Annotated in this window: 20 protein-coding genes and 1 tRNA gene; 14 read left to right on the plus strand and 7 right to left on the minus strand. The window is 73.0% G+C overall.

Annotated features, from left to right (window positions below; translation table 11 throughout):
- Position 1: 1 nt before the first annotated feature.
- Positions 2–1,597: an ABC transporter permease gene (locus tag KOI47_RS02015; protein WP_216213308.1), complete on the minus strand. Its 1,596-nt coding sequence runs from the start codon at positions 1,595–1,597 to the stop codon at positions 2–4.
- Positions 1,594–2,511 carry an ABC transporter ATP-binding protein gene (locus KOI47_RS02020; RefSeq protein ID WP_216213311.1) on the minus strand — a complete coding sequence of 306 codons (918 nt, stop codon included), beginning with the start codon at positions 2,509–2,511 and terminating at the stop codon, positions 1,594–1,596. The genes KOI47_RS02015 and KOI47_RS02020 overlap by 4 nt, the downstream gene beginning before the upstream one ends.
- 94 nt (positions 2,512–2,605) lie before the next feature.
- Between KOI47_RS02020 and KOI47_RS02025 the strand changes: the two genes are divergently transcribed.
- The 5 genes from KOI47_RS02025 (at position 2,606) to KOI47_RS02040 (ending at position 6,093) form a co-directional block, all read left to right on the plus strand.
- Entirely contained in the window at positions 2,606–3,124 is a 519-nt protein-coding gene (locus KOI47_RS02025; protein ID WP_216213315.1) for a GbsR/MarR family transcriptional regulator, read from the plus strand.
- 89 nt (positions 3,125–3,213) lie between these two features.
- Positions 3,214–3,438 (plus strand): hypothetical protein, encoded by a 225-nt coding sequence (locus KOI47_RS36230; protein WP_332461440.1) that lies wholly within the window; start codon positions 3,214–3,216, stop codon positions 3,436–3,438.
- A 184-nt stretch (positions 3,439–3,622) separates the two neighbouring features.
- Positions 3,623–3,817, plus strand: coding sequence for a hypothetical protein (locus KOI47_RS36235; RefSeq protein WP_332461441.1), 195 nt, complete (start codon positions 3,623–3,625; stop codon positions 3,815–3,817).
- Between the two features lie 17 nt (positions 3,818–3,834).
- On the plus strand, positions 3,835–5,742 hold the full coding sequence (locus KOI47_RS02035; protein WP_216213318.1) for an FUSC family protein: 1,908 nt from the start codon (positions 3,835–3,837) through the stop codon (positions 5,740–5,742).
- 78 nt (positions 5,743–5,820) lie between these two features.
- The gene (locus tag KOI47_RS02040; protein WP_216213321.1) at positions 5,821–6,093 is read left to right on the plus strand and encodes an antitoxin; all 273 of its coding nucleotides are present in this window, start codon (positions 5,821–5,823) and stop codon (positions 6,091–6,093) included.
- A 4-nt stretch (positions 6,094–6,097) separates the two neighbouring features.
- On the opposite strand, the gene KOI47_RS02045 is transcribed toward KOI47_RS02040, so the two are convergent.
- Both KOI47_RS02045 and KOI47_RS02050 read right to left on the minus strand, forming a co-directional pair.
- Positions 6,098–7,075, minus strand: a complete 978-nt coding sequence (locus KOI47_RS02045) for a prephenate dehydrogenase (protein WP_216213323.1) — start codon at positions 7,073–7,075, stop codon at positions 6,098–6,100.
- A 21-nt stretch (positions 7,076–7,096) separates the two neighbouring features.
- Positions 7,097–8,335 (minus strand): M20 metallopeptidase family protein, encoded by a 1,239-nt coding sequence (locus KOI47_RS02050; protein WP_216213326.1) that lies wholly within the window; start codon positions 8,333–8,335, stop codon positions 7,097–7,099.
- A 77-nt stretch (positions 8,336–8,412) separates the two neighbouring features.
- Between KOI47_RS02050 and KOI47_RS02055 the strand changes: the two genes are divergently transcribed.
- The 8 genes from KOI47_RS02055 to KOI47_RS02090 all read left to right on the plus strand — a co-directional run bounded on the left by KOI47_RS02055 (position 8,413) and on the right by KOI47_RS02090 (position 12,084).
- Positions 8,413–8,895 (plus strand): tRNA adenosine deaminase-associated protein, encoded by a 483-nt coding sequence (locus KOI47_RS02055; RefSeq protein ID WP_216213329.1) that lies wholly within the window; start codon positions 8,413–8,415, stop codon positions 8,893–8,895.
- A 17-nt stretch (positions 8,896–8,912) separates the two neighbouring features.
- Positions 8,913–9,380, plus strand: coding sequence for a nucleoside deaminase (locus KOI47_RS02060; protein WP_216213331.1), 468 nt, complete (start codon positions 8,913–8,915; stop codon positions 9,378–9,380).
- A 91-nt stretch (positions 9,381–9,471) separates the two neighbouring features.
- Positions 9,472–9,687, plus strand: a complete 216-nt coding sequence (locus KOI47_RS02065; RefSeq protein ID WP_216213334.1) for a CsbD family protein — start codon at positions 9,472–9,474, stop codon at positions 9,685–9,687.
- Positions 9,688–9,772: 85 nt separating this feature from the next.
- Positions 9,773–9,859: transfer RNA gene (locus KOI47_RS02070), tRNA-Ser, on the plus strand.
- A gap of 57 nt (positions 9,860–9,916) precedes the next feature.
- A complete protein-coding gene (locus KOI47_RS02075) occupies positions 9,917–10,654 on the plus strand; it encodes a class I SAM-dependent methyltransferase (RefSeq protein WP_216213337.1) in 738 nt (245 codons plus the stop codon).
- 73 nt (positions 10,655–10,727) lie between these two features.
- A complete protein-coding gene (locus KOI47_RS02080; protein WP_216213340.1) occupies positions 10,728–11,048 on the plus strand; it encodes a DMT family transporter in 321 nt (106 codons plus the stop codon).
- A gap of 4 nt (positions 11,049–11,052) precedes the next feature.
- Positions 11,053–11,607 carry a TetR/AcrR family transcriptional regulator gene (locus KOI47_RS02085; RefSeq protein WP_216213343.1) on the plus strand — a complete coding sequence of 185 codons (555 nt, stop codon included), beginning with the start codon at positions 11,053–11,055 and terminating at the stop codon, positions 11,605–11,607.
- A 129-nt stretch (positions 11,608–11,736) separates the two neighbouring features.
- A complete protein-coding gene (locus KOI47_RS02090) occupies positions 11,737–12,084 on the plus strand; it encodes a hypothetical protein (RefSeq protein WP_216213345.1) in 348 nt (115 codons plus the stop codon).
- Positions 12,085–12,104: 20 nt separating this feature from the next.
- Here the strand turns inward: KOI47_RS02090 and KOI47_RS02095 are convergent, their stop codons facing one another.
- From KOI47_RS02095 to KOI47_RS02105, 3 genes are read right to left on the minus strand one after another with little or no spacing between them, the layout of a single operon-like run.
- The gene (locus KOI47_RS02095) at positions 12,105–12,938 is read right to left on the minus strand and encodes a DUF1989 domain-containing protein (protein WP_216213346.1); all 834 of its coding nucleotides are present in this window, start codon (positions 12,936–12,938) and stop codon (positions 12,105–12,107) included.
- 2 nt (positions 12,939–12,940) lie between these two features.
- Positions 12,941–15,409, minus strand: a complete 2,469-nt coding sequence (locus KOI47_RS02100) for a helix-turn-helix domain-containing protein (protein WP_216213348.1) — start codon at positions 15,407–15,409, stop codon at positions 12,941–12,943.
- Positions 15,406–16,632: an Hsp70 family protein gene (locus KOI47_RS02105; RefSeq protein ID WP_216213350.1), complete on the minus strand. Its 1,227-nt coding sequence runs from the start codon at positions 16,630–16,632 to the stop codon at positions 15,406–15,408. The genes KOI47_RS02100 and KOI47_RS02105 overlap by 4 nt, the downstream gene beginning before the upstream one ends.
- Positions 16,633–16,884: 252 nt before the next feature.
- On the opposite strand from KOI47_RS02105, the gene KOI47_RS02110 reads away from it, so the two are divergent.
- Positions 16,885–18,144, plus strand: a complete 1,260-nt coding sequence (locus tag KOI47_RS02110) for an IniB N-terminal domain-containing protein (protein ID WP_216213351.1) — start codon at positions 16,885–16,887, stop codon at positions 18,142–18,144.
- Positions 18,145–18,163: the final 19 nt, after the last annotated feature.

Below are 18,163 nucleotides of genomic sequence, written 5' to 3' on the forward strand. Positions count from 1 at the left end.
GCTAGCCGACGTCGCGGCGGCGGAAGGCCGTCAGGCCCGCGCCGAGGGCGAGGGCGGCGAGCGCGGTCAGCCACACCAACGGCGCCGCGGTGAACTCGGCGCCGGGCAGCTTCGGCACGTGCGTGAACGGTGAGATGTCCATCAGCAGCTGGGGCAGCTGCACGGCCGGGCCGAACATGGTGATCAGCACGGCGACCGCGAGCACGCCCCATGCGGCGACCGAGTACTTCGGCCACAGCCCGAACAGCGCCGTGGCGATGCCGACGATCAGCCACACCGCGGGCAGCTGGGCGAGGGTGCCGGTGAGCACCTCGCCAATGGTGCCGCCGACGTCGTCCACCCGCAGGCCGTGCGCGAGGCCGACGCCCACCCCGGCGAGCACCATTACCAGCGCGGTGCCCAGAAAGGCGAACACCAAGTGGCTCCCGGTCCAGCCGAGCCTGCTGACCCTGGTGGCCAGCAGCGGCTCGGCCCGGTAGCCGACCTCCTCGGCGCGCATCCGCAGGGTGGCCTGCACCCCGTAGATCGCGGCGATCGCGCCGAACATCCCGGTCATCGCGGCGAGGAAGGCCTGGATCATGCCCTCCGAGCCGCCCATCCGCGCGAAGATCTCCCGCGCCTGCGCGCTGTCGCCGATGATGTCGGTGATGCCGCCCGCGATGGAGCCCATCAGCACCCCGGACACCGCGAAGGCGATGGACCAGCCGAGCAGCGAGCCGCGGTGCAGCCGCCAGGCCAGCGCCAGCGGGCTGCGCAGCCCGGTCGCCGCGGCGGCCGGACCGGGCCGGGTCGGCACCAGGCCGGCGTCGAAGTCCCGCCGGGGCAGCAGCGCGTAGCCCACGGCGCCGATGACCAGCGTGGCGGCCAGTACGAGCCCGAGTACCCACCAGCGCTCCCCGGCGAACGCCCTGATCTGCTGCGTCCAGCCGATCGGGGACAGCCAGGACAGCCAGGTCGCCTCGCTGGAGTCGCCGATACCGCGCAGCAGGAAGGCGATGCCGAGCGCCGCCGAGGCCATCCCGTTGGCCGTGCGCGAGTACTCGGCGAGCTGCACCGCGACCGCCGCGATCGCGGTGAACACCAGCCCGGCCCCCGCGACGGAGAGGCCGAACGCCCATGCCCCCGGCACGGCAACGCCCGAGCCCAGCAGGAGCAGCGCCTGCAGCACGCCGATCAGCACGCTGGCGCCGCCCGCCACGATCACCCCGGCGGTCAGCATCGCGAACCGCCCCACCACGGTGGAACCGAGTAGCTCGCCCCGCCCGGTGTCCTCCTCGGCCCTGGTGTGCCGGGTCACGGTGAAGATCGCCATCAGGCCGATCAGCACCGCCATGAAGCCCATCAGCCGCCAGGCAAGGAACCCGCCCGCGGTTGAGAGGTCGAAGGCCGGGCCGTACAGCAGGGTGATCGAGGGGTTGTTGCCCATCGCGGCGGTCAGGCCGGCCCGCTCGGCCTGGGTCGGGTACAGCTGCTCGTAGGTGCCCGCCGTGGTGGCGGGCATGACGCTGAGCAGCACGATCCACAGCGGCAGGATGATCCGGTCCCGGCGCAGCGCGTGCCGTACCAGGTGCCGCGTTCCGATAAGTGGCCTGCTCATTTGCCAGCCCCCGTCGCGTGCCTTCCGGTGGCCTCCTCGGTGTAGTGCCGCAGGAACAGCTCCTCCAGGGTGGGCGGCTGGCTGGTCAGGCTGCGTACCCCGATCTGGGTGAGCTGCCGCAGTGCCTCGTCCAGCGCGCTGGTCTCCACGTCGAAACGCACCGTGTTGCCCTCGATCTTGAGGTCGTGCACGTTCTCCAGCCGGGAAAGGCCGTTCGGGTGCCCTGCCAGCTCGGCGAAGATCGAGGTGCGGGTCAGGTGGCGCAGGTCGGCCAGGGTGCCGGACTCCACCGTGCGGCCGTTGCGGATGATGCTCACCCGGTCGCACAGCGCCTCCACCTCGGCCAGGATGTGGCTGGACAGCAGCACGGTGCGGCCCTGCTCACGCTCCTCCTGGATGGCGTACTGGAAGGTGGCCTCCATCAGCGGGTCAAGCCCGGCCGTTGGCTCGTCCAGGATCAGCATTTCCACATTGGACGCCAGTGCGGCGACGATGGCGACCTTCTGGCGGTTGCCCTTGGAGTAGGTGCGGCCCTTCTTCTTCGGATCGAGATCGAAGCGCTCGATGAGCTCCTTGCGCCTGCGCTGGTCGAGTCCGCCGCGCAGCCTGCCGAGCAGGTCGATCACCTCACCGCCGGAGAGGTTGGGCCACAGGCTGACGTCGCCGGGCACGTAGGCGAGGCGGCGATGCAGGCTCGCGGCGTCTTTCCACGGATCGCCACCGAGCAGCCGCACGTTGCCGGAGTCCGCGCGTAGCAGGCCCAGCAGCACCCGGACGGTGGTGGACTTCCCGGAGCCGTTGGGGCCGAGGAAGCCGTGCACCTCCCCGGTGGCGACATCGAGGTTCAGCCCGTCGAGGGCCTTGGTCCGGCCGAACGTCTTGTGCAGGCCGGAAACAGAGATGGCGTTGTCCATGGCACGGAAGGTACAGTGATTTCACAAAGTTGTGAAGTTAAGAAAACGTATAGATCGGGTGATCAACCCGATCGTGCTCGGAGAGGATGGCCCCATGTCGAGCAGGCCCCAGTCCCAGCGTGACCCAGGCACCGAGACCGCGCATCGCGACGAGGACGCCGTGCGCCGCTACGTGGAGCGGCTCGCGCTCGTGCTGAACGAGATCGGCGTCCAGCGGATGTCGGCCCGCGTGTTCGCGACCCTGATGGCGACCGACAGCGGCAAGATGACGGCCGCCGAGCTCGCCGAGCAGCTTTCGGTGAGCCCGGCGGCCATCTCCGGCGCGGTGCGCTTCCTCGACCAGCTTGGCCTGGTCGCAAGGGAGCGGGAGCCGGGCGCGCGCCGGGACCACTACCGGCTCCAGGACGACCTCTGGTACGCCACCTTCCTCAAGCGCGACCGGATGATGACCATGTGGCGGGATGCCACGCTCGAGGGTGTGCACGTTCTCGGTCCGGACACCCCGGCGGGCAAACGGCTCGCCGATATGACCGACTTCCTGGAGTTCATGCTCAAGGAGATCCCCGAGCTGTTCGCCAGATGGAAGGCCCAGCACGAGAGCCAGCAGCGGTAGGCAGGCCCGGACGGGGCGCCACGTTTGTCGCCCGGCTAATTTGATAGCAACGTTATCCATATCCGCCGGCCCGTTCGGAATGTGTCGCTATGTCTGTCTCCGCACGTCAGCTCGCTGCGACGGCCTGCACCCTTGGCCTCGCCCCGCTGCTGCTCGCCCAGGCCCTACGGGTGCGCGGGCGCACCCCCCGGCTGCCGGGGGCGGGCGGACCGGCGGCGGGTTCGGTCCCGGGGTGGGGCGCTTCGCTGCGGCTACTGGTACTCGGGAGTCCACAGTGGAAGGGGTCGGTGCGCCGGATCACGAGCAGGCGCTGACCGGCAGACTCGCGCTCGGCGTGAACGACACCATCGCGCTGCGTTCGGCGGCCCGGTACCGGCGCGAGCTGCTCGGGCTGATCAACGCGCTGCGCGGGCGGCTGGGCCCGGTGCCCGTGCTGCTGGCCGGAGTGCCGCCTTTGGGACGGTTCCCTGCCCTGCCCTGCCGCAGCCGCTGCGGGCGGTGCTCGGCCTGCGCGCGGGGGCGCTGGCCGCGGCCGCCAACTCGGCGGCGGCCCTGCCAGGGGTCGCCCACGCCCCGGCCCCGCCGCTGCCTGCCGGGCCGGGAGCCTTCGCCGCGGACGGCTTCCACCCCGGGCCCGATGGCTACCGGGAACGGGCCCACCGGCTTGCCGCCGCCCTGTACCCGCCGGGCTGACCGGGTCTCGTGTGAGTATGGATGCCGTGACCAGGACCGACTTCGCGGCGCCGCACTGGCTGGTCCAGCTTCTGCGCAGCACCCCGGAGCCGATGCCGTGGAACCGGGTGGTCCGCGCCGCGTTGGCCCTGGCCGGTCCCCCCGCGATCGGGTTCGCCCTCGGTGAGCTCGCCCTTGGTGCGCTGGTGTCCACCGGCGCCCTGCCCACCGTGCTCGCCGACTCGGCAGGCTCCTACCGTTACCGCGCCGTCCGGCTCGGGGGTGCGGCGCTGGCCGCGACCCTCGGTTTCGGTACCGGCCTGCTCACCGGCTGGGCGCCGGTGCTCTCCATACTCGCCGTCGTCGGGGTCGCGGCGGTGTCCGCGCTGATCAGCACGGCGGGCAGCAACGCATCGGTGGCCGGGTTGCAGCTGCTGGTGTTCGCGGTGCTCGGCACCGGGCAGCACGCGATGAACATCGACCCCGGCGTGGCCATGCTGTGCTTCCTCGGCGGTGCCGCCTGGGGGCTGGTGGTGGCGCTGGCCGCGTGGGCGGTGCGCGCCACCTCCCCGGAGCGCGGTGCCGTCGCACAGGTGTACATCGAACTGGCCGCCATGCTCTCCGCGAGCGACGAGGAGACCCGCCGCGCGGCCCGGCACCAGCTCACCACCGCGCTGAACACCGCATACGACCGGCTGCTGGAGGCACGGTCCTGGCTGTCCGGCCGGGACGCCACCTACCGCGGCCTGCTCAACCTGCTCGCCGCGAGCACCCCGGCGGTGGAGGCAGGGGTGGCGATGGTGAACGCCAGGCGGCACGCCCCGGCCGAGGTGGTCGACCACCTCGTCGCGGTGGCCACCTCGGTACTCGCCCGCGCGCCACTGCCGCCCGCACCCGCGGCCGAGCCCGCGGACCAGGCGCTGGTCGCCCTGTACGCGGGCCTGGCCCGGATCGACGACGGGGCCGAGCGCAAGCGCAGGGCGCGGGTGCCGGTGCGCACCCAGCTGCGCGAGTGGGCGGACTCGGTGCTCTCCGGCCCGCTCACCTGGCTGGCCACCCTGCGGCTCACCCTGTGTGTGGCGCTGGCCGAGGTCGCCGCGCTGCTGGTTCCGGTCGAGCGCTCCTACTGGATCACGCTGACCGTGGGCATCGTGCTGAAGCCGGACTTCGGTTCGGTGTTCGGCCGGGCGGTGCTGCGCGGGCTCGGCACCGTGGTCGGGGTCGGGATCGGCGCGGCCGTGCTCGGGCTGGGGGTGCACGGCTGGGCGCTGGTGCTGCTGATCGCGTTGTTCGCTGGCGGGGTCGCCGCGGGCAAGGTGCGCAACTACGGGATCCTGAGCGCCTTCGTCACCCCGTTGATCATCCTGCAGATGGACCTGGCGGCGAGGGGTGACTGGGCGCTGGTGCTGGCCCGGCTGGTGGACACCCTGATCGGCTGCGCGATCGTGCTGGTCTTCGGCTACCTGCTGTGGCCGGGCAGCAGGCGTCCACAGGTCGGCGGCAAGCTGGCCGAGGTCGCCGACGCCGTCGGCCGCTACCTGGAGCACGGGCTGCGGGCGGCTGGCTCTGCCGAGCAGCGGGCGGAGCGCTCCCGCTACCGCCGCCGCGCCTACCGCGGGCTGACCGACCTGCGCACGGCCTTTCAGCAGGTCGTGGTGGAGCCCTCGCCCGCGGGCAGGCAGGCGACCGCGTGGTGGCCCGCGATCGTCGGCCTGGAGCGGGTCACCGACGCGGTGACCGAGGTGGTGGTGACCGTGGAGCAGGGCGCGCCGGTACCCGATCCGGCGGACGTCGGGCTGCTCACTGCGGCACTGGCCGAGTTCGCCGCCGCGGTCCGGGAGCAGCGCGAACCCGCTGACCTGCCGTTACCGTCCACGCAACAGCTGTCCGGGGTGGTCGAGCAGGTGACAGCCGCCTTCGCGGCGGTACGCGGCCCGCGCGGGTGACGGCGCGCTCGTCACCTTGCGAGATCCGGCTGGTGCGGTTTGATGGGTAGTGTCGCCTATGTGAAGTGAGGAGTTCCGATGGGAATCAACTTCGGCGAGATGAAGCAGAAGGCTCAGGAACAACTGGGCAAGCACAGCGACAAGGTGGAGCAGGGGCTGGACAAGGCGAGCAAGTTCGCCAAGTCCCGGTTCGGCGACCACTCCGAGAAGATCGACAACGCCACCCAGAAGGCCAAGGACGCGCTGCACCGTGGCGCGGGCAGTGACGGTGGTGACGGCGGCGGCAAGGAGCCGCCGAACGAGCCGCCGAACGAGCCGGGCGGCGGTCAGCGCCCGCCGCAGGGCCAGTAACCGGTCAGGCCACCTCGCCGAGTGCGGTGCTGCCGTCGATCCCCACGATCCGGCCACCGCGCTCGCCGAGTGCGCACAGGCCGTCCCTGGCATCCGGTGCGGCCAGGCTGACCTGTACCGCGGCCCGGGTGGCCGTGCGCAGGTCGGTCATCCGGCGCGCGCCCTCGTGCCCGGCGTTCACCGTCGCCGCAAGGCCGCCGGTGGAGGCCAGCGAGCCGCGGGCCGCCCCCAGCTTGCCGAGTGCCTCGTCCAGCACCGGCAGCAATGCCTCCCGGTTTCCCTCGGTCATCGCCCGCACCAGTTCCGGCCGGCTGCCTGCCACCCTGGTGCCGTCGGTGAAGGAGCCAGCCGCCAGGGACGCCGCCAGTGGGCCACCGGCGGCGCCGGTCGCGGCGAGTACGGCCGCGAGCAGGTGCGGCAGGTGCGAGATCCGCGCGACGGTCTCGTCGTGCACCGCGGCGGGCACCGGCACCACCTGTGCGCCGAGTTCGATCGCCATGGTGGCCACCTCGGCCCAGGCGGCGAGGTCGGTGTCCGGCTCCACGCAGGCCACCCAGGCCGCGCCGGTGAACAGCGCGGGGTCGCCCGCGGCCCAGCCGGATGCGGCGCTGCCCGCCATCGGGTGGCCGCCGACGAACCGGGCCCGCGGGACCAGCCGCCGCACGGATTCCAGCACCGGGGCCTTCACGCTGGTCACATCGGTCAGCAGGCAGGAGGGGGCGTGCTCGGCCACGCTTCGCAGCACGTCGTCCAGCCCGGTCAGCGGTACGGCGAGCACCACGATCGCGTCCCGCTCGGCCGCTCGGCGCAGCGCCCCCGCGACGTCCGTGCCCACCTGGTACCCCTCGGCCGCTGCCGCCTCGGCATCCACTGTGGACTCAGTGGCGCCCCAGGTCGTCCTGCCGTCGGTGTTCGCGGCGCGCAGCAGCGAGCCGCCGATCAACCCGAGTCCGATCACACAGACATCTCGCACGAGCGACATCTTGCCGCACGGGGCAAGTACTCAGTCCCGCGACGGGCGCAGTGCGTCCAGCGCGAACGCCGCGTACATCGCCACGCCGTGCGGCAGGGCGTCCTCGTCGTAGTGCACCCGGTTGGAGTGGTTCGGCGCGGCCTCCTCCGGCGGGGTCCCCGGCGGGCAGGCGCCGAGGAAGGCGAACGCCCCCGGTACCCGTTGCAGCACGTAGGAGAAGTCCTCGGCCCCCATCAGCGGCTCGTCCATGGTCACCACCTGCCCGGCCCCGAGCACCTCACCCGCCAGCTCCAGCACCCGCCCGGCCACCGCGGGGTCGTTCACGGTCACCGGGTAACCGGGCTCGATATCCGCGGAGACCCGGCAGTGGTGCGCCTGGCCGACGTGCTCGCAGATCCGGGGCAGCTCCTCCCTGATCAGGGCGCGGGTCTGCTCGGAAAGCGTGCGGATCGTGCCCTCCAGCTCCGCGGTCTCCGGAATGATGTTGCTGGTGGTGCCCGCCGCGATCCGGGTCACCGACAGTACGGCGGGGTCGAACACGTTGACCCGGCGGGTGACCATGGTCTGCAGCGCGCCGACCATCGCGGCCGCCGCGGGTACCGGGTCGACCGCGTGGTGCGGGGCGGAACCGTGCCCGCCCTTGCCGCTGACCAGTACGTCGAACCGGTCGGCGGAGGCCAGGATCGGGCCGGGCCGGCAGCGCAGCTGACCGCTCGGCGCGTTGGCGTAGATGTGCAGGGCGAAGGCCCGCTCCACCCGCGAGCCCGCCGCGTCCAGCACGCCTTCGTGGATCATGTGCCGCGCACCGTGGTAGCCCTCCTCGCCGGGCTGGAACATGAACACCACCGACCCGGCCAGCTCGTCAACGTGCTTGGCGAGCAGGTGCGCCGCGGAGACGAGCATCGCGACATGCGTGTCGTGCCCGCAGGCGTGCATGCTGTCCTCGATCTCCGAGGCGTACTCCGCGCCGGTCTCCTCGGTCAGCGGCAGCGCGTCCATATCGCCGCGCAGCAGCACCGCGGGACCGGGCAGGCCGCCGCGCAGCACCGCGGTGACCGATCCCACCGTCTTGCCTCGGATGATCTCCACCGGCAGGTCCTCCAGCGCGCGCAGTACGGCCTGCTGCGTCCGCGGCAGCTCCAGTCCCTGCTCGGGATGCCGGTGGATGGCCCTGCGTAGCTCCACGGTGCGGGGCTGCAGAGCCTGTGCCTCGGCCAGCAGTCCGGCGAAGCGGGCATCGGGAAGGGACGGCAGCTCGGTGGGTTCCATACCTTCGATAGTCGCATTCCTGGACGGCTTGAGGCATTGCGCGTGCTTTCAGCGGACGGGCGGCATACGGTGTGCGCATGGCGGTGCAGGAGGCGATCACGGGTTTCGCGGTGGCCGTGATCCGCGAGGACGGGCGATGGCGGTGCAGCCCGCTGGACTCCGCCGCGCTCACCGAGCTGGATGCCGCGATCACCGAACTGGGCAAGCTACGGTCGACCGGCGCGGTGTTCGGTCTGCTGGCGGTGGACGACGAGTTCTTCGTGATCGTCCGGCCGAGTCCAAGAGGCGCATCCCTGCTGCTCTCGGACGCGGCGGCGGCACTGGACTACGACATCGCGGCGGACGTGCTGGACCTGCTCCGGGTGGACCCCCCGGACGAGGACGACGAGGCGGTGTGGCCGGAGGGTGACCTCGAGGTGCTCGCCGACTTCGGCCTGCCAGGGGTGGAGATGCAGGTGATCGTCGCGGAGGTCGACCTGTACCCGGACGAGCAGCTGCAGATGGTCGCCCAGCGCTGTGGTTTCGACGAGCAGTTCAACGCCCTGCTCGACGAGCTCTGAACGGCTGGAGGAGGCGGGTGCAGGACGAGGCCGCCGTACGGGCGGCGATCGAGGCCGCGCGGGCCGCCGTCGGCACCCCGGACGTCCCGATCGGCGCCGCGGTCTTCGCCCCGGACGGCACCCTGCTGGCCACGGCCCGCAACGCGCGGGAGGAACTCGGTGACCCCACCGCGCATGCCGAGGTCCTGGCCCTGCGGGCGGCCGCGCGGGCGCACGGCGACGGCTGGCGGCTGACCGGATGCACCCTCGCGGTCACCGTGGAACCGTGCACCATGTGCGCCGGGGCGCTGGTACTCGCGCGGGTGGCCAAGCTGGTGTTCGGCAGCTGGGAGCCGCGGACCGGCGCGGTGGGCTCGCTGTGGGATGTGGTGCGGGACCGCAGGCTCAACCACCGTCCCGAGGTGCGCGGCGGCGTGCTGGAACGGGAGTGTGCCCTGCTGCTGGAGGACTTCTTCGCCGGGCACCGGCCTCACTCCGCAGGGTGATCTTCCTCAGGGTCACGTGATAGATGCTCCGTTCGGGGTATCCGAAGGATGTCCGGTGCATCTTGCCCGGCGCCCGTAGGAGGAGGATCGAATGAGCTTGTTCGACAAGGCGAAGGACAAGGCCGAGCAGGCCGTCGGCAGCGCCAAGGAGAAGCTCGGTGAGCTGACCGGCAACGAGGAACTGGCCGACTCCGGCAAGGCCGACCAGACCAGTGGTGAGGTCAAGGAGGCTGGCCATGAGCTGAAGGACAAGGCCGCCGGTGCCGTACAGGACGTCAAGGACCGGTTCGGCAACCAGGAACGGTAGCGACATCGCTGCGCACGGACGTGGACACGGTCGCGGGGGACCCGGCCTTCGAGGGGCAGGTGAGGGATGCAGTATCGTGTCCGGCGGTAGCGTGTCCGAGCGGCCGAAGGAGCTCGCCTCGAAAGCGAGTGACGGTTAACCCCGTCCGTGGGTTCAAATCCCACCGCTACCGCGCTTGTGGGCCCTGGCCCGTGGCAACACGGGCCAGGGCCTTTCTAATGTGTGCCGGGTGCAGACCTACGACCGGATCGGCGTCGACTACGCCAAGGGGCGCCGCACCGACCCCAGGTGGCAGACGGTCATCGAGGACGCGCTGGGCGGGGCGCGGTCGGTGCTGAACATCGGCGCGGGCACCGGATCCTACGAACCGGCCGGGCGCACGCTGCTGGCCGTCGATCCCTCCGCGGAGATGCTGTGCCAGCGGCCGGGCGAGGCCGCACCCGCGGTACGGGCGGTGGCCGAGCGGCTGCCGGTGCGCGACGGCGCCGCGGACGCGGTACTGGCCGTGCTCACCGTGCACCACTGGACCGAATGGCGGCGCGGGCTCGCCGAGCTGCGCCGGGTAGCGCCGCTGCGGGTGGTGCTGGCCTACGACACCCGGCTGCACGCCGACTACTGGTTCGTCCGGGAGTACGTCCCTGAGCTGGCCGAACGGGAACTGGCCCGGCCGTCAGCCGCGGACATCGCGCCGGTGCTCGGCGCGCGCCGGGTGGTGCCGTTGCCGGTGCCGTGGGACTGCACCGACGGCGTCTTCCCCGCCTACTGGCGGCGTCCCGCCGCCTACCTCGATCCCGGCGTCCAGCGCAACTGCTCCGCGCTGGCGCAGGCCGATCCCGAGGCCCTCCGGCGCGGACTGCGGCGGCTGCGCGCGGACCTTGCCGATGGGCGGTGGCAGGAACGGCACCGCGACCTGCTGGACCGGACCGAGTTCGACGCCGGGTTCCGGTTGCTGATCTCACAGGACTGAACCCCGACCATCCCAGGAAAGGCGGTAGGCTGGTCATATATTTGAACGATCGTTCGACTTATTTGGGGGTCCGATGGCTCACCTGCTGCTGCTGGCGGCGATCCTGGCCGAGGTGACCGGCACCATCGCGGTCCGCTTCTCGGACGGTTTCTCCCGGCCGGTGCCCTCCGTCGTGGCCGTGCTCGGCGTGGTCGGCGCCTACTTCCTGCTCTCCCAGGTGCTGAAGCAGGGCATGGGTGTCGGCGTGGCCTACGGGATCTGGGCCGCGATGGGCGTCAGCCTGGTCGCGGTCATCGGGATCTTCCTCGGCGACGGGCTCACCTGGATCCAGGGCCTCGGGGTCGCCCTGGTGATCGGGGGAGTGCTGGCCCTGGAGCTGGGGGCGGCACACTGACCGGGTGACCGAACCCCAGGACGGCCGCAGGGCACGCGGCGAGCGCAAACGCGCCGCGATCATCGCGGCCACCCTGCGGGTGGTGGAGCGGGACGGGGTCGCCGGGGTCAGCCACCGTGCCGTGGCAAGGGAGGCCGGGGTGGCGGGCAGTGCCGCGGTCTACTACTTCGCCACCCTGGACGACCTGCTGGTGGCCGCGCTCACCGCGGCGGCCGAGGACTACGCGCGCCAGCTGCGCGAGATCATCGACGGCGGCGGGGACGAGATCGACGGGCTGGCCGAGCTGATCGTGGCCGCGGCCGGGCCTGGCCGCAGTCGCGCACTCGCCGAGCGCGAGCTCACCCTGCTGGCCGCCCGCAGGCCAGCGCTGCGCGGGGTGGCGAGGCACTGGCGGGACATGGTGGCGGATGTGGCGCGCAAGCACACCACCGATCCGCGCACCGTGGAGGCAGCGGTCGCCGCGGCCGACGGCCTGTGCGCCAGGGTGCTGCTGGACGCCGAACCGCTGAGCGTGGCGCAGGTCGCCGACCTGCTCCGGCACGCCATGCGGCTGAGCTGAGTGGGCGTACGCGCGCGGGGCAGCGTCCAGGTTGGTGTCCGGTGTTCACCGGACACCAGCGCGTTCCCCCAGCCCGTAACCTGCCCTCGAACCGCGACAAGATCGTTCCACCGAAGGGGGATACGAGACATGAAGGCACGCATCATCGCCGTGCTGGCCACGACCGCGGCCGTGTTCGGCCTGATGACCAGCCCCGCGCACGCCTACGGACGTGACTTCACCCGAACCTGCGACGGAGAGAAAACCACCTACACCGCCTACACCACGAACGACGGAGATTACGCCTACACCCGGAAGAACGGGGGCCACTGGGCCTCCTGCAAGGGCCACGCCTGGGTCCGCATCAAGATGGGCGGCCACTGGTACGCCTGGAAGCACGACTCCCACGTCGCCAAGATCGACGGTACCGCGCCGATCCAGATGGCCCAGCACAAGGGCTGCTCCACGTGTCACGTCTACACCACCGCACCGTTGTGACCGGCGACAGGCGCTGAGAATCAGGACCAGGCTGGGAAACCCAGCCCGTGCCCGCCGGCGTAGGCGGCAACCGCCGGCGGGCTCCAGCCTGCCAGCGCCGCCGGGTCCGGGCGGTGCACCTCGACGCCGAGCGGGCGGCAGACCTCGATCGGGTCGCGGGCGTGCGGGCCCCACATCGGCACCGAGAGGTCCCCTCCTGGGCAGGTGGACAGCGCGCACAGCAGGTCCTGCTCGGCGAAGAACTCGAAGTGGTCCCCAGCCCGCGCGGGGCAGGCCCGCATGAAGTACCGGTCCTGCGCGTTCAGCCCGGTGCACTGGAACACGTTCAGCACGTCGTGCACGTCGAACTCGGTCAGCCCGAACGGCAGCACCGCGCGCACCAGGTTGGAATGGCAGTGGAAGTCGAAGTCCGCGCCGGTGAGCATCCGGTTCACGTACGGGTCGCAGCGGGTGCCGAGCAGGTCGTGCACCCGCCCGCCGTCGGCGTCCACCCCGTAGCCTTCCAGCGAGTCCCCCGTGATCGTCACCAGCGGCCGCAGGTAGGGCAGGGTGGACCACAGCCGGTCGAAGGTGCTCACGTGCGCGCCCTGTAACTGCCGGGTGCGGGAGGCCCACAGCCGCTCGCGCGGGTTGTGCCGGTTCCAGATGTTCAGGTCGCCGACCTGCGGACCCTCGATGGCGACGATCCGGCACAGGTGCCCGGCAGGCACCTCCCAGGCCAGCCCGGACCGGATCGGCAGCACGAACTCCGACACCGGGGTCCGCTCCGCCGCGGCGATCCGCCGGTACAGCTCGCGATCCACATCGAGCGCGCCGCCCTGGTACGCGGCGGGTGGTGTCCCGGTGGCATCCATGCCTATGGCCTCCCCGTTCGGTCCTCGAGCACCGACCGTAGCCGGGACAGCAACTCGGCCCGGCTGGCCGCGCCGAGTCGTTGCCGCATCCGGGCCATATGGTGCTCGACGGTCTTGGCCGAGATGAACAACCGGTCACCCACCTGCCGGTAGGTCAGCCCGGCCACTACCAGCTCTGCCACCTGCAGTTCGCGCTCGCTCAGCCTGCCGCGCTCGGCGGGCACGGCAGGCTCCTCCGGCTGCGCGGGCTGCCCCTGCATCGAGCGCGCGATCTCCAGCAGGCCGACCATCGCCTTGCGGTCGGCGGTGCGGATGGCCGCCTGCCCTGCCAGCCGCGCGCCGTCCCAGCGCAGGCCGGCCTCGTGCAGCCCGCGGGCCGCCTGCTCCACCTGTTCCTGATCCACCGCGCCGCGGACCACCGCCAGCCAGCACCGTGCGGCCGCGGCGAGCACCGCCGCGTATGCGCCGTTCCCAGCGCCCGCGCTGAGCGCGTCGGCGTGCGCGGCGGCCTCCTCCTGCCGCTCGGCGATGATCGCGCCGTGCAGCCCACCCCAGTGCAGCGGCCAAGTCCACAGTGGAGGGTGGTCGAGTGCGGCACACAGCTCACTCGCCCGGCGCAGATGCGGGGCGAGGCGTTCGGTGTCGCCGAGCCGGGCCGCGGCGACCGCGAACTCGCCGAACGGCAGCAGGGTGAACAGGTCCACCGGGTGCCGGATCACCGCCGTACAGGCCTGTTCCCAGATCCGGTGCAAGCCGGCGACATCGCTCGCCCTGCGGGCCAGCCCCACCCGCAGCGCCACGGCGAACAGCCAGTCCCGCGGCGCGAGCCCCGTGCCCGCCTCCGCCAGCAGCGCGCCGGCCCGCTCGGCCTCGCCGCGCAGCATCGCGACCCAGGCCAGCAGCAGCCGGTGCCGGGCGGCAAGGATGTCGCCACCGCACCGGGCCGCGCCCGCGTCCCGCAGCAGGGTCTCGGCAATGGTCAGCTCCCCGGAGTGGATCGCAACCAGCGCGCCGAGCGCGGCCGGGCTGTCCGGGAGCAGCACGGTGCGCCCCACCGGTTCCAGCATCTCCGCGGCACTCACCAGGGTGGACAGCGCCGCCGTCGGCGCACCGGCCACCGAGGCGAGCAGCCCCTCCGCGGTGTCGGTGAGCGCGGTGGCCAGCAGGGTGGGCGGCTCGTCGGCGGGCGCACCCGCGAGTGCCTCCCGCGCCTCGCCGGGCCTGCCGGTGCCGAGCAGCCCGATGGCCGCGCAGGCGGCGTCCAGGGTGCCCCCTGCCCACCGGTGCATCCGGGTGGCCCGGTCCAGCCTGCCGCGGTGCGCCAGCACCGTGCCCGCCACCCGCGCCGCCTCGGCCCGCCCTGGTGCGCCCGCGGTGGCGATCACCTCGTCGGCCAGCCGCAGCGCGGTGTCCAGCTCCCCTGCCCGCGCCGCCGCCGCTGCCCTGCGGGCGCCGATATCCGCCGGGCGGGTGCCCGCGGCCACCGCCGCGTCCAGCAGCCGGGTGGCCAGCGCAGGCTCGGACCCGATGGCCTCCGCTGCCGCGGCCTCGAACACCGCGGCCGAGCCGGGACCGCCGAGCCCCGACCCCGGACCGGTGTCCAGCAGCGTCCTGGCCAGATGCAGCACCGGGGCCTCCCGCTGCAGCAGCAGCCCGGCCAGCCGCTGGTACAGCGCGGCCCTGCGTTCGGCGGGGACCAGCACGGCCAGTGCGCGGGCGCCGATCGGCAGCAGCCTGCCCTCCAGGTCGAGCAACCCGGTGGCGCGGGCGGACTCCAGCACCTCGCCCACCCGTTCCGGCTCCCGGTCGAGCAACCCGGCCAGCAGTCCGGCGTCCAGCCGGGTCCCGGTCCCGGCGGCCAGCAGCAGTTGCAGGGTGTCCTCCCCGGCGCGATCCAGCTCGTGCCGGAAGCCGGTCAGCGCGGCTTCCGGGATCCGTGGCTCGGGGTCCCTGCCGAGGGCCTGCCCGAGCCGGTGCACGAATCCGGGGATGCCGCCGGTCTGGGTACGGGTGAACTCGATCAGCCGATCCGGGGCCGGCCTGCCGGTGGTGGCGGCGAGCAGGGTCGCGGTGCCCCCGTGGTCCAGCGGGCGCAGCACCAGCTGCCCGGCGAGCCCGCGCAGCACACCGGCAAGGGTGTCCGGCAGCGGCCACGGCCTCGCGGCCAGCACCAGTCCCGCGCCGCCCTCGGTGGCCAGGGCGGCGAGCTCGGCCAGCGCGGGCTCGGCGAGCTCGTGGGCGTCGTCCACCAGCACCAGGCCCTGCTCCGGCCGGCTCGTGCCGGGCCGGAACCGGTGCACCGGCAGTCCGGCGCGGGCGCAGTCCCGGTCGAGGTGGTCCAGTACCGCGGTCTTGCCGTAGCCGCCGGGCGCGACAACCGCCAGCCGGGGCCGGGCGAGCCTCCGCTCGGCGATGTCCGCGCACAGCTGGCGGGTGGGTCCGTCCAGGACCGGGAGAGCTGGTTGGCTCAACTGCCGTCCTTCTGCTCGGCGGGCTCGGCCTTGGCCGCGGCACGGTTCCTGCGCCGGGCGGACAACCGGGACCGTGGTGGTTCCAGCGGGGTGATCTCGACCGGCGGCCGGGGCGGCGGCGGTTCGAGCTCTGGCTCCGGCTCCGGCGCGGGCACCAGCGCCACCTGGTCGGTGGGATGCACCGGACCCGCGGTACGGGACAGCGCGGCCAGCGTGGCGAGGGCGGCACCGCGTGCGGCCGCAGCCGCGGGATCGGCCTCGATGCCGGGGCGCTGGCCGAAGGCGGACTCGACCAGCTCGGACACCAGCGGGATACGGGCCGTACCACCGGCGAGCACCACCGCGGACGGCTCCCCGGCCGGCACGGCATCGGCCGTGCGCCGCGCCAGCCGCACCGCCTCGGCGAGCGCGGGGCGGGCGAGTGCGTCGAACTCCGCCCTTGTCACCCGCACGCCCGCGGCCGGAAGGTCGGCCTCGGTGCTGACCGAAAGCTGCTCCTTCGCCCCGGCGCAGGCCGCGCGCAGCCCGGCCATGGCCGCGTCGGGCAGCGGCTCCTGCTGCGCGAGCCGGGCCAGCACGTGCGTGCTGAGCAGGTCGTCCAGCTCCGCGCCCGCGCCCGGCTGCTCGCCGTGCGCCAGCGGCTCGAACCCGGCCTCGGTACGGCGCAGCACCGTGGCCTCGGCCTGCTCACCGCCGATCCGGCAGACCAGCAGCGCGCTGCCCGGCTCCATGCCGTGCCTGCCGAGGTGGTCCTCCGCCACCGCGACCGGGTTCGGCAGCAGCAGCACCCCCGGCAGGCCGGCCTCGTGCAGGGCCTCGCCGAGCAGGCCGCGGCGGTGCGCGCCCCAGCTCGCCGGATGGGTCACCGCGATCCTGGTCGCCTCGTCCCGTTCGGCCTCGGCCACCCGGTCGGCGATCCATCCCGCGAGCACCGCGGTCAGTACCTCGGCTGGGTAGCAGTGGTCGCCGAGCACGAAGGGGGTGTCGTCGCCGACCCGGCGCAGGAACCCGCGCGCGATGCGTTCCGGCTCGGCGCCCGCCCGCTGCCGGGCGGCCCGCCCGGCCAGCACGGTGCCCTCGTGGCAGACATGCAGCACCGACTCCATCCACGGCATACCGTCCAGCGGGACCGGCTGCGGATCGCCCCAGCTCTGCTCGCCGTAGCGAAGGATCGCGGCCTTACTGCGCGTGCCACCCAGATCAATGCCCAGGACGTAGCGCATGGTGGCGGTTCCTTCACGGGGTACCTCGGTAGGGGGTCGGCCTTTCGTACCAAAGGGTTACCCCGCGGGGACAGCCCCGAATGGGCTGCGCCGCCGACTCCCTAATCCCCTAACGCCCACCCGTTCGGGTGCCGTGGCGAGCACGGGGACGAGCCCCGATGTGCGCACAACCCCCGGCTCCTAGCGTTTTCCGTGGCGCCGCGCGGCCGGCCGCCCAGCGCCACCCACCCTTCCCGTACTAGGAGACTTCCGTTGCAGAACGCTGACCAGACCCTGCACGACTTCGTGCTCAACCTGCTCACCGACGCCACCGCAAGGTCCTGTTTCGCCGAGGACCCCGCCGGGACACTCGCCGGAGCCGGCCTTTCCGACGTGACCGCGCAGGACGTCCAGGAGGTCGTCCCGCTGGTGCTGGACTACGCCCAGCTGCCGGCCCCGGTGCCGGGGATCGACTCGCTGGACGGCGCCGGGCTGCCCACCGAGGGCGCCGCGGACGCGATCGCCCAGCTGCGCGCCGTGGCGGAGGCCGCCGGTGCCCCGGACGTGGGTAGCTTCACCCTGTCCGGTGAGGGCAGTGCGGACGGCTTCACCGGCGTGGGCAGCGTGCGCAGCGAGACCTTCGAGGCCGGTGCGGACGCCGACCTCACCGGCAGCCTGAGCGGGGTCGCCGGGGGCGTCAGCGGCGGCACCGCCGAGGCCGGCGCGTTCCAGGCCAACGCGGCGGCCGGTGCGGACGGGGTCACCGCGGGTGGCGAGTTCGGCAACGCGCAGGTGGTCGGCAACGGTCACCTCGCCGCGAGCACCGACGGCGTGAGCGCCGGGTTCGAGCTGGCAGGCACCGGCTTCTCGGTGGAGGGCAGCGGCGCGGGCAACACCGAGGAGTTCGCGGTCGGCGGTTCCACCATGTCCCCGCTCGGCGACTACGGCTTCGAAAGCGCTGGCGAGTTCGGTGAGCTGGGCGACCTCGACCTGGACACCGAGGCGCTCGGCCGGGGCGGCGAGGCCGCGGGCGGCACCGTCGCCACCTATGTCTCCTCCGGCGGCCAGGCCTTCGCCGACGGCGTTTCCACCGGCGCGGAGACGGTGAGCGGCCAGCTCGAGGACGCCGGCGCGGGCGAGGCCGCGGATGCGGTGCGCACCGGGGCCGAGACGGTGTCCGGGCAGGTTTCCTCGGCCACCGCCGAGGTGCCGCGGACGGATGACCTCACCGGCGGGCTGGACGACCTGCCCGCCACCGAGGTGCCGGACACCGGTGACCTGCCGGAGCTTCCCGAGCTGCCCGAACTTCCGGACCTGGCAGGCAGGCTGCCTGGCGAGCTTCCCGAGCTGCCGGTGGCCAACCCGCTGCCGGATGTCGACCTGCCGGAGACCGACCCGACCGCGGTGACCGAGCAGGTGACCGACACCGTGACCGACACGGTCGGCGACAGCCCGCTGGGTCAGGTCACCCAGCAGGGCGCCGACCTGCCGAACCCCTCCGGCATCGCCGACGACCTGAGCCTCGGCGGCTGATCAGGGCGCGGTTGGAGCC

Source organism: Amycolatopsis aidingensis, from assembly GCF_018885265.1.
GTDB classification, from domain to species: domain Bacteria; phylum Actinomycetota; class Actinomycetes; order Mycobacteriales; family Pseudonocardiaceae; genus Amycolatopsis; species Amycolatopsis aidingensis.